We start from the raw sequence: 9478 nt of genomic DNA, 5'->3' as shown, positions 1-9478 counted from the left end.
CCCGCTCACCCCGCGCCCCGACCCGCCCCCCTGTTCCCGCACCACCCTCCCCAGCCGACCGCCCGAACCACAGGACGAAGGAACCCGACATGGACGAGAACACCCGCTACCAGGTGCTGCGCAACGACGAGGAGCAGTACTCCCTCTGGCCCGTCGACATCGAGGTCCCCGCCGGCTGGCAGCCCGTCGGCAAGGAGGGCACCGAGGCCGAGTGCTCCGCCCACGTCGACGAGGTCTGGACCGACATGCGTCCGAAGAGCCTGCGCGAACGCATGGAGAACGCCGGGGCCTGACCCGGCCCCGACACCGGCACGCCGGGCCGGCCCCACCGGGCCGGCCCGGCACCTCCCCCCCCGCGCCCCATTCCGCCTGCTGCCCGGCGCCCCACCGCCCTCGGCCCTCACCTCAACGCACCGCATCACTCCCGAGGAGCCCGCCATGACCCCCGTCCTGCGCACCGAACGCCTGGAGTTCCTGCCGTACCGGCCCGAGCACGAGGACGTCTTCGTCAGCCTGCTGCGCGACGAGGAGGTGTGCCGCTGGATGGGCCAGGAGCGCGTACCCGAACCGGCAATCCGCGAGGTGTTCCGCGCCATCCTCACCGAGGTCTACCCGAACCGCCGCTTCGACGTGTGGGGACTGTGGCTGTCCGGCACGTACGTCGGTCACGCCGAGGTGAAGCCGACCGGCAACGTTGACGGCCACGAACTCGTCACCGCGCTCGCCCCCGGCTACTGGGGGCGCGGACTGGGCGGCGAGGTGGTGCGCGGCCTGCTCCGGCACGCCGCCGAGAACCTGGGACTCACCGAGGCGTACGGCATGGTGGGCGCCGGGAACACCGCCAGCCTCGCCATGTGCCGCCGCCTGGGCTTCCGGCACGTCCGGGACGTCGTCGACGACGACGGTGCCGTCACCAAGCTGCTCGTCATCCCGACCACGGCCGACCCGGCCACACCGGGCACGGGCAAGGGGACGGGCACGCGGACCGGGGCCGGCACCCCGGCCATGACCAGCGTCCCGGCCGGCGCGGTCACCCCGGACTCTCCCACAGGCACCGCGCTGCCCCCGGCCGTCCCGGAGCCCGTGGCCGCCCCGGTGCCCCCGCTCACGGCGCCACCCGCTCCGGCCCCACCCCGCACGGCTTCCGCGGAGCCCTCGGACGCGAAGGACCCCGTGTGACCCGGCCGCCGCTCACCGAGGATGCCGCCGGGCGCGCGGACACCGGCCGGCCGCCGAGCCTGTGGCGCAACCGCGACTTCAACCTGCTGTGGACCGGTCAGTGCCTGTCCGACCTGGGCGGCGCCATGGTGGACCTGGCCCTGCCCCTGCTGGTCCTCCAGTGGACCGGGTCCCCGGTGCGGGCCGGACTCGTCGGCACGGCGGGCCTCGTCACCACGATGGCGTGCCGGCTGCCGGCCGGTGTCCTCGCCGACCGCTTCGACCGCCGCCGACTGATGATCGTCTGCGACGTCCTGCGGATCGCCGTGTACGCCCTGCTCGGCTGCGCGGTCGTCACGGACAGGGCCTCGCTCCCGCTGATCCTCGCGGCGGTGGTGGCGGGCGCCGCCGCCACCGCCGTCTTCAGCACCGCCGAGCACGCCGCGGTCCGCAACCTCGTCCGCACCGACCAACTGACCACCGCCGTGGCCCGCAACGAGGCGCGGACCTACGGCGTCTCGCTGGCCGGCCCACCGCTGGGCGGCCTGCTGTTCGGGCTCGGCCGGGCGCTGCCCTTCCTCGGCAACGCGCTGAGCTTCCTGCTGTCCCTGGCGGCCGTCCTGTTCATCCGCCGGCCCCTCCAGCAGGCCCGGCAGGAGGCGCCCCCGGCCGCCGTCGCGTCGGCCACGGAGGGTGTGCGGTTCCTGCTGAGCCATCCGTTCCTGCGGGCCCTGCTGCTGATCGCCGCCCCGCTCAACATGGCCTTCACCGGCATGATCTTCGCGATGACCCTCTCGCTCAGACGCGCCGGCCTGTCACCGTTCCTCGTCGGCCTCGCCGGCACGATCTTCGCCCTGGGCGGGTTCCTCGGCGCCTTCGCCGCCCCGGCGCTCCAGCGGCGGCTGCGCCTGCCCGTCCTGATCACGCTGCTGTGCTGGGTGACCGCCGCGCTCATGACGGTCGGTACCCTCCTGGCCACCACCGTCTGGGCCGCCGTACCGCTGGCCGCCGCGGTGTTCCTCGGGCCCACCGCGAACGCCGCCCTCTTCGGACACCAGGCCGCCGTCACCCCCGACCATCTCCAGGGCCGCGTCGTCGGCGGGCTGCTGCTCGCCGCCGGCTCGGCCAGCGCCCTCGCCCCCGCCCTCGCCGGGGCCCTGCTGGCACGGTGGGCGCCGGAGACGGCCCTGCTGGTCTTCCCGGTACTGGTGGCCGTCGCCGCGCTGACGGCCACCTTCAGCAGGGGCATCCGGACGGCAGCCGTCTGAGCCGCGTCACCGGGGCTGCGCGGGCGGCCGATACGCGCTGTAATGGCGAAGTGGTGAGTGAGGGCGCTGCGATCAGCGGAACCAGAACGGTGCCGGAGCGTGCCGGAGCCGCCCTCGCCTCGCTGTTGGCGTCACCGCCCACCGCCGACCGGCTCCGTCGGGTCCTCGAACAGGCCCTCGTGTTCGCTGGGGCCTCCTTCGCCGGGGTGTACACGCCCGGCGACGACCCCGCACAGCTCCTTCTCGCCGAGTCGGCCGGTCTGCCCCGCACCCTGTACGGCCTCCGGGACGGCTACGCGGCCACCGGCGCGTCCCCGGTCGCCCAGGCCCACCGCACCGGCCGGCCGCAGTGGCTCGGCCCCGCCGAACTGGCCGGCTGCCCCGACGCGCGCCGCACCCCGTCCTCGGACTTCTCCCTGGCCGCCCTGCCGCTCGGCCCGGCCGGCGGCGGCTGCCTGCTGGCCGTCGGCGAACGTCCCGGCGGCTTCGGCGGCGACGAGCGGGCCTGCCTGGAGCTGATCGCCCACACGGTCGCCGCACCCGTACCGGACGCCGCGCGCGACACCGGCGAGCTGCCCGAGAACGCCTTCAGCCTGGCCATGGACACCGGCCGGGTGGAGGTCGGCGACGCGATCCTGCGGCTGTTCGGGATCGACCGGGAGGACTTCGACGGCCGGGTGGAGTCCCTGCTCGGCCGTACGGTGCCCGAGGACCTGCCCGCGATGATGTCCGTGGTCGAGGCCGACCACATGTCCATCGGCGAGCGCGAACTGGAGTTCCGCATCCTCCAGCCCGCCGGGCCGCCCAGGTGGCTGCGGCTGCGCGGCCGGCTCCTGCCCGGCGGGAGGGGCCGCTCCGCCCGGCTCGTCGGCACCGTCACCGACGCCTCCACGGAGCGGTCCGGCGTCACCGACGTGGCCCGTGTGCAGCGTCTGGCCGCCGCGCTGGCCACCGCCGGCACCGTCAAGGACGTCGGCCGGGCCGTCGTCGCCGCGCTGCGCAAGCCGCTCCAGGCCGACCGGATCGCGCTCGCCGAACTGGAGAACGACCGGCTGGTGGTCACCGTCCTCGACCCGCCGCAGCCCGAGGCCTGGCCCGACGTGTGGCGCAGCGAGTGGCGCACCGAGTGGCCCGACGCGCCGGTGCGGGCCATGCCCACCCTGGCAACCGCGCTGCGCGAGGGCCGCATCCGGATCTGGTCGGCCGGCCCGGCGCTGGAACCCGCCCTGGCCGACGTCGGCCGCGGCGGCCTCGCCGTACTGCCCCTGCCGGCCGGTGGTCGCATGGCCGGCGCCTGTCTGATCGGCTGGGACCGCCCGCACGACTTCGCCCCCGACGAACGCGCCCTGCTCACCGCCTGCGCCGCCCTGACCGGCCAGGCCCTGCTGCGCGCCCACGCCTTCGACGCGGAACACGAACTGGTCGGCATGCTCCAGCGCAGCCTGCTGCCGCGCCGCCTGCCCCGGCTGCCCGGCGCGGTCGCCGTCGCCCGCTACCTGCCGACCACGGCGGGCCTGGAGGTCGGCGGCGACTGGTACGACGTGATCCCGCTCGCCGACAACCACGTCGCCCTGGTCATCGGGGACGTCCAGGGCCACAACGCGGGCGCCGCCACCCTGATGGGCCAGATGCGCACCGCGCTGCGCGCCTACGCCGTCGAGGGCCACACCCCGGACGTCGTCGTCGCCCACGCCAACCGGCTGCTGCTGGACATGGAGACCGACCTTTTCGCCACCTGCGCCTATGTCGACGTCGATGTCGAGGAGGGCACCGCCTGGTGCGTACGGGCCGGGCACGTGCAGCCCGTGCTGCGCCACCCGGACGGCACCACCGAGATCGTGCAGGCCGAGGGCGGTCCCCCGCTCGGCGTGCTCGGGCAGGCCGAGTTCCCGATGACCCCGCTCCGGCTGCAACCCGGCACGGTGATCGCGCTGACCACCGACGGGCTGGTGGAGTCCGCCGAGACCGACCTCGACGCCGGCATGGACCGTCTCGCCCGCGAACTGGCCGCCGCCGACCCCGCCCACCTCGGCCTGGTCGCCGACGCCCTGCTCACCGGTGCGCACCGCGGGGACGACGTGGCCCTGCTGCTGATGCGCTACGACGGCATGGCCGTACGGCCGCTGCGGGAGAGCTGGACGGTGTGGCGGGTGCCGGAGGCGGTGCGGCACGCCCGCCGCTTCACCCGGCGGACCCTGCGCACCTGGAACGTGCCCCGGGACACGGTCGACGCCGCCCTGCTGGTCGTCTCCGAGCTGGTCACGAACGCCCTGGTGCACACCGGCGGCCCCGTCCGGCTCGACCTCGGCCTGGTCAACCACCGGCTGCGCCTCGCCGTGGCCGACTCCTCACCGCGCAGCCCCGTCAAACCGGCCAGCATCGGCTGGGAGGCGACCGGCGGCCGGGGCATCCTGCTGGTGGAGGCCGTGTCCGCGGCCTGGGGCACGATCCCCGTCAGCGGCGGCAAACAGGTCTGGGCGGACCTGGTCGCCGACGGCTGAACCGTCGGCCGGACAGCGGCGCCGGGGAGCCGTTCGGACAGGTTGGGGAGGCGCGCCGCGCGACCCGTGCCTAGGGTCGGTTGGTGTGGCACACACCTTGGAAGAACTGGTGCAGAAACAGCGCGCGGCCGACGCGGCCCGCGCCATGGTCGAGGACCTGCGGGACGCCTACGGCCCGCCGGCCGAGCGGGGGATGACGGGCGTCCAGTCGGGCACCTACGAGACCGCCCTGCGCGCCTGGCGGGATCTGGCCCGCGACGTGCAGACCGCGGTCAGCGAGTACGCCAAGGAGACGGGCCGGCCGCGCCGAGAGATCGAGGCCGAGGTCGAGCGGGCGGCGGCGGAGAGTACCTGACCCCCCGGACGGCGCGCGGTGCGTGGCGCCGACCGGCTGACCGGCGCCGCTGCGCGCATCCCACGCGCCTTGCCGGGTACCCGCCGACCATGAACACTGCCATGTACGAAGCAGCCTCGGGCCCCCGGGTCTTCGGTTACATCCTCATCCTCGTCGCCGGTGTGGCCGTGGTCGCGGGCATCATCTGGGCCTTCCGGATGGGCTCCAAGGTGCGCGACCGCGAGCCGGCGCCGCCGCGCCCCGACGAGCAGCCGAAGATGCCGCCGTCCGGTCCGGTGCACGAGACCCATGAGGTCCGCGAGCCCGACGAGGTGCCCCGCGCGGAGGACGGCGAACGCCTCACCCCGCACCAGCTCGGCAACTCCGGCACCCGGCGCGCCGACGACCAGAGCCGCTCGCGCTGGTCGTCCGGTTCCAGCGGGTCGTTCGGCGGCGGGGGCGGCGGCCGGACCTGAACCGGCACCGGCTCCGCACGTGTTTGCGGACCGCGCGGTCCGGGGACCCGGTCGGGCATCGTGACGCACCCGGGCCCGGACGGGTCCGGCGGACCGGTCCCGCAAGCGGCGGGACCCAGGAAGAAGATGAACGCCGTGACCGCGCATTCGAGTGACAAATCGGCCGTACCCGACGCGGAGACGGGCCGGGCCACGGCCCGCCGCCGACGGGAGCGGGGGGTGCGCACCTGCCTCCCCGCCGTCCTGGACCGGACCTCCGCCCCGCTGCCGGGCGCGGGCACCGAGGACAACATCGTGCGCGGCGAGGACTGAACTCCCCGCGCCACGCTCACCCCCGGGCCCCGCGCGCGGACGTGCGGCTCGCGCGGCGGGACCGGGACTGCGGGTCAGGCGTGGGTCTTGCCGAGCAGTTCGAGGATCTCGGCGCTGGTGCCGCTCTCGCCGAGCCGCGGGAAGATCCGCCGGACGCTGTTCTCGTGCGCGCCCGGGTCGGCGTCCGCCATGGCGTCCGTGGCGAGGGTGACGTGGTAACCGTGGGCGTAGGCGTCCCGGGCGGTGGACTCCACACCGATGCTGGTGGCGATGCCGGCCAGGACGATCTGCGTGATGCCCCGGCGGCGTAGCTGCACGTCCAGGTCGGTGCCGTGGAAGGCGCTCCAGTTGTGCTTGGTGACGTGGATGTCCCCGGGGTGCCCGGACAGCTCGTCGACGACGATGTCCCAGCCCTCCGGGAAGGCGAGGCCGCGCGGCTGGTGCTCGGTGCGGCCGGGGACGGCGTCCGCCCAGTCGGCCGCGAAGGATACCCGCACCAGGACGACGGGCAGCCCATGGGCGCGGAAGGCGTCGGCGAGTGCGGCCGTGCGGGAGACCACCTCGGCGCCCGGGTACGGCTGGGTGGGCATGGCCACGATGCCGTTCTGGAGGTCGATCGCGACGAGGGCGGTACGGGGGTCGAGCGTGGTGAGCGACATGGGTCGGTCAGGCCTTTCGGGGTGGGGGAGATCAGCCGGCCGAGGGAACGGTCGGGCAGGGCCGTCGCCGGCGGCAGTGCCGGGCCGGCGAGCATGAACAGGGCCGGGCCGTGCAGCCCGGCCGTGTCGGCGCGGTGCGGGTGGAACGCCGGGGTGGCGGCGGACGCGCCGCGCGCGCCGCGTGGCGAGGCCGATCAGGCCCTGCGGGGCGCCGAGCAGCGCACCGACCGCGAGCGGCAGCCACGGCGGCCTGTCCGTGCCGACCAGGAGCAGGGCGGCGCGGCCGGCGATCCGCAGGAGCGAGCCGGTGAGCAGCTCGGCCCGCACCGCCTCGCGGCGCCCGGTGAGGGCGGAGACGGTGAGCGCGGCCACCGACAGCGGCAGCGGTGCCGGACCGGCCGTCGACGCGCTCGGTCCGCGGCCCTGTTCCAGCCACTGCGTGCAGCCGTACACCAAGGCGTAGCCGATGGTGCAGCCGAGGAACTGGCGGACCCGCAGGTCGATGAAGATGAAGGGGTCGGGGGCCCGTAGCGGCGATCATCGAGAAGTCGACGGGGTTCGGCACCGAGCCGAGGTCCATCGGCGCGATCAGCCGGCGGTCGAATCCGGCGGGGGAGGGGCCGGTGGTCCGGGCGCGGGCCCTGAGCCGCGGTGTCACGCCCGCGACAGCCGTTCCAGCAACTCCAGCGCGGCGAGGACCGTCTGCCGCTCCTCCTCGGTGTAGCGGTCCTGGAAGGCGCGGGCGAGCCACTCCTCCCGCACCTGCCTGTTGCCCTCGACGCGGGCCCGGCCGGTGTCGGTCAGGGTGACCAACTGGCGGCGTCCGTCGTCGGGGTCGGGGGCGCGGCGGACCAGTCCGTGCTTCTCCAGGGCGGCCAGTGTGGTGGCCATGGACTGCGGGCGCACCCCCTCGGCGGCGGCGAGCGCGCTGGCCGTGGCCGCGCCATGCTTGCCGGTCAGGGTGAGCGCCGACTCCTGGGAGGGGCTGAGGTCGGCGTCGCGCGCCACCTCGCGGATGCGGCGCCGCAGCCTGCTGAAGACCACGCGCAGGTCGCGCGCGGCCCGTGCGGCGGAGTCGGAGATGTCGGCCATGACGCCAGGCTAGAACCGACAGGATCAACTGTCCAGCCTGGACTGTTCAGTCTTACCTGTCTATGCATCGGTCGAGGCGGACGGCGGAGTCCGCTTCGACCCGGGCAGCCGCGGCGCCCACCGGCTCGCACGGTGGACCCTCGTCCAGGAGCGGGCGGCACCCCGCCGGGTGGAGTGACGGACACCCCGCCGGGGAACCCCTGCCGGGCAGACACCGCGTCGAAAGAGGAGAGGACCATGCCCCCCACCGTCGTCATCACAGGTGCCAGCGCCGGCATCGGCCGCGCCACCGCCCGCCTGTACGCCCGGCGCGGCGCCGACGTCGTCCTGGTCGCGCGCGGCGAGGGCGGCCTGAAGGAGGCGGCCGACGAGGTCGCCGCGCTCGGCGGACGGCCTCTGGCGCAGGTGGCCGACGTGGCGCCGTTCGAGGAGATCACCGCCGAAGAGTTCCAGCGGGTCACCGACGTGACCTACCTCGGCTTCGTCAACGGCACCCGCACGGCCCTGAAGCGCATGCTGCCCCGCGACCGGGGCACGATCGTGCAGGTCGGATCAGCGCTCGGGGAGCGGTCGATCCCGCTGCAGTCGGCGTACTGCGGCGCCAAGCACGCCATCAACGGCTTCACGTCCGCCCTGCGCACGGAACTGCTGCACCGCGGCAGCGACGTGCACGTCACCGTCGCCCAGCTACCCGCCGTCAACACGCCACAGTTCCAGTGGGTCCGCTCCCGCCTGCCCCGGCACCCCACGCCGGTCGCGCCGATCTACCAGCCCGAGGTCGCCGCGCGCGGCGTGCTGTACGCGGCCGAGCACCCGCGCCGCAAGCAGTACTACGTCGGTGCCTCCACCGGCGCCACCATCTGGGCCAACCGCCTCGCCCCGGCCCTGCTCGACCGCTACCTCGCCCGCACCGGCTTCGACTCCCAGCAGACCGACCGCATCCCGCCCACCGGCCTGGACAACCTCTTCGAGCCGGTGGACCGGGAGCGCGCCGACGACCAGGGCGCCCACGGCGCCTTCGACGACGCCTCCCACGCCCGCTCGTGGCAGGAGACCCTGGTCCGGCACCCGGCCACCACCGCCCTCGGCGCGGGCGCCGTCCTGCTCGGCACCGTGCGCGGCATCCGCCGCCTCACCTCGCGATCCGCCTAGGCCGACGCCGTGCGACTCCTGATCATGTCCGACACGCACCTGCCCAAGCGGGCCAAGCGGCTCCCGGAGCAACTGCTCGCCGAACTCCCGCACGCGGACGTCGTCCTGCACGCCGGCGACTGGGTCGACACCGCCACCCTCGACCTGCTGGAGAGCCGCAGCCGCCGGCTGATCGGCGTGTACGGCAACAACGACGGCCCCGACCTGCGCGCCCGGCTCCCCGAGGTGGCCCATGCCGAGCTGGGCGGCCTGCGCTTCGCCGTCGTGCACGAGACCGGTCCCGCCCACGGTCGCGAGGCCCGCTGCGCCGCCCGCTTCCCCGGCGTGGACGTCCTGGTCTTCGGACACAGCCACATCCCCTGGGACACCACCGCGCCCGGCGGCCCGCGCCTGCTCAACCCCGGCTCCCCGACCGACCGCCGCCGCCAGCCCCACTGCACCTACCTCACGGCGACGGTCACCGACGGAACCCTGACCGAGGTCACCCTGCACCGGCTCCCCCGGCGATGACCGAGGCCGCCACCGC

11 protein-coding genes are annotated in these 9478 nt (G+C 75.2%); 9 read left to right on the top strand and 2 right to left on the bottom strand.

Features of this window, described 5'->3' with window-relative positions; all coding sequences use genetic code 11:
* Positions 1-89 precede the first annotated feature (89 nt).
* The 7 genes from D9753_RS02760 (at position 90) to D9753_RS02730 (ending at position 6049) form a co-directional block, all read left to right on the top strand.
* Positions 90-293, top strand: a complete 204-nt coding sequence (locus D9753_RS02760; RefSeq protein ID WP_121785556.1) for an MbtH family protein — start codon at positions 90-92, stop codon at positions 291-293.
* A 145-nt stretch (positions 294-438) separates the two neighbouring features.
* On the top strand, positions 439-1179 hold the full coding sequence (locus tag D9753_RS02755) for a GNAT family N-acetyltransferase (protein WP_240468010.1): 741 nt from the start codon (positions 439-441) through the stop codon (positions 1177-1179).
* Complete coding sequence (locus D9753_RS02750) at positions 1176-2426, top strand: MFS transporter (protein ID WP_121785555.1); 1251 nt, start codon at positions 1176-1178, stop codon at positions 2424-2426. The genes D9753_RS02755 and D9753_RS02750 overlap by 4 nt, the downstream gene beginning before the upstream one ends.
* Before the next feature lie 50 nt (positions 2427-2476).
* On the top strand, positions 2477-4927 hold the full coding sequence (locus D9753_RS02745; protein ID WP_205614037.1) for a SpoIIE family protein phosphatase: 2451 nt from the start codon (positions 2477-2479) through the stop codon (positions 4925-4927).
* Between the two features lie 85 nt (positions 4928-5012).
* On the top strand, positions 5013-5282 hold the full coding sequence (locus D9753_RS02740; RefSeq protein WP_121785553.1) for a hypothetical protein: 270 nt from the start codon (positions 5013-5015) through the stop codon (positions 5280-5282).
* 89 nt (positions 5283-5371) lie between these two features.
* The gene (locus tag D9753_RS02735) at positions 5372-5737 is read left to right on the top strand and encodes a DUF6479 family protein (RefSeq protein ID WP_394346677.1); all 366 of its coding nucleotides are present in this window, start codon (positions 5372-5374) and stop codon (positions 5735-5737) included.
* A gap of 126 nt (positions 5738-5863) precedes the next feature.
* On the top strand, positions 5864-6049 hold the full coding sequence (locus D9753_RS02730) for a hypothetical protein (protein WP_121785551.1): 186 nt from the start codon (positions 5864-5866) through the stop codon (positions 6047-6049).
* Positions 6050-6123: 74 nt separating this feature from the next.
* Here D9753_RS02730 and D9753_RS02725 read toward each other — a convergent pair whose 3' ends face one another.
* Both D9753_RS02725 and D9753_RS02720 read right to left on the bottom strand, forming a co-directional pair.
* The gene (locus D9753_RS02725; RefSeq protein WP_121790862.1) at positions 6124-6708 is read right to left on the bottom strand and encodes a hydrolase; all 585 of its coding nucleotides are present in this window, start codon (positions 6706-6708) and stop codon (positions 6124-6126) included.
* Between the two features lie 654 nt (positions 6709-7362).
* Positions 7363-7800, bottom strand: coding sequence for a MarR family winged helix-turn-helix transcriptional regulator (locus D9753_RS02720; protein ID WP_121785550.1), 438 nt, complete (start codon positions 7798-7800; stop codon positions 7363-7365).
* Between the two features lie 237 nt (positions 7801-8037).
* On the opposite strand from D9753_RS02720, the gene D9753_RS02715 reads away from it, so the two are divergent.
* Together D9753_RS02715 and D9753_RS02710 are read left to right on the top strand one after the other, a co-directional pair.
* Complete coding sequence (locus D9753_RS02715) at positions 8038-8952, top strand: SDR family oxidoreductase (RefSeq protein ID WP_121785549.1); 915 nt, start codon at positions 8038-8040, stop codon at positions 8950-8952.
* A gap of 9 nt (positions 8953-8961) precedes the next feature.
* Positions 8962-9462, top strand: a complete 501-nt coding sequence (locus D9753_RS02710) for a metallophosphoesterase family protein (RefSeq protein WP_121785548.1) — start codon at positions 8962-8964, stop codon at positions 9460-9462.
* The last annotated feature ends 16 nt before the right edge of the window (positions 9463-9478 follow it).

It is taken from the genome of Streptomyces dangxiongensis (assembly GCF_003675325.1).
Classification (GTDB): domain Bacteria; phylum Actinomycetota; class Actinomycetes; order Streptomycetales; family Streptomycetaceae; genus Streptomyces; species Streptomyces dangxiongensis.
The sequence above is the reverse complement of the archived record's forward strand: the minus strand, read 5'-3'. Positions and strand labels throughout refer to the sequence as shown.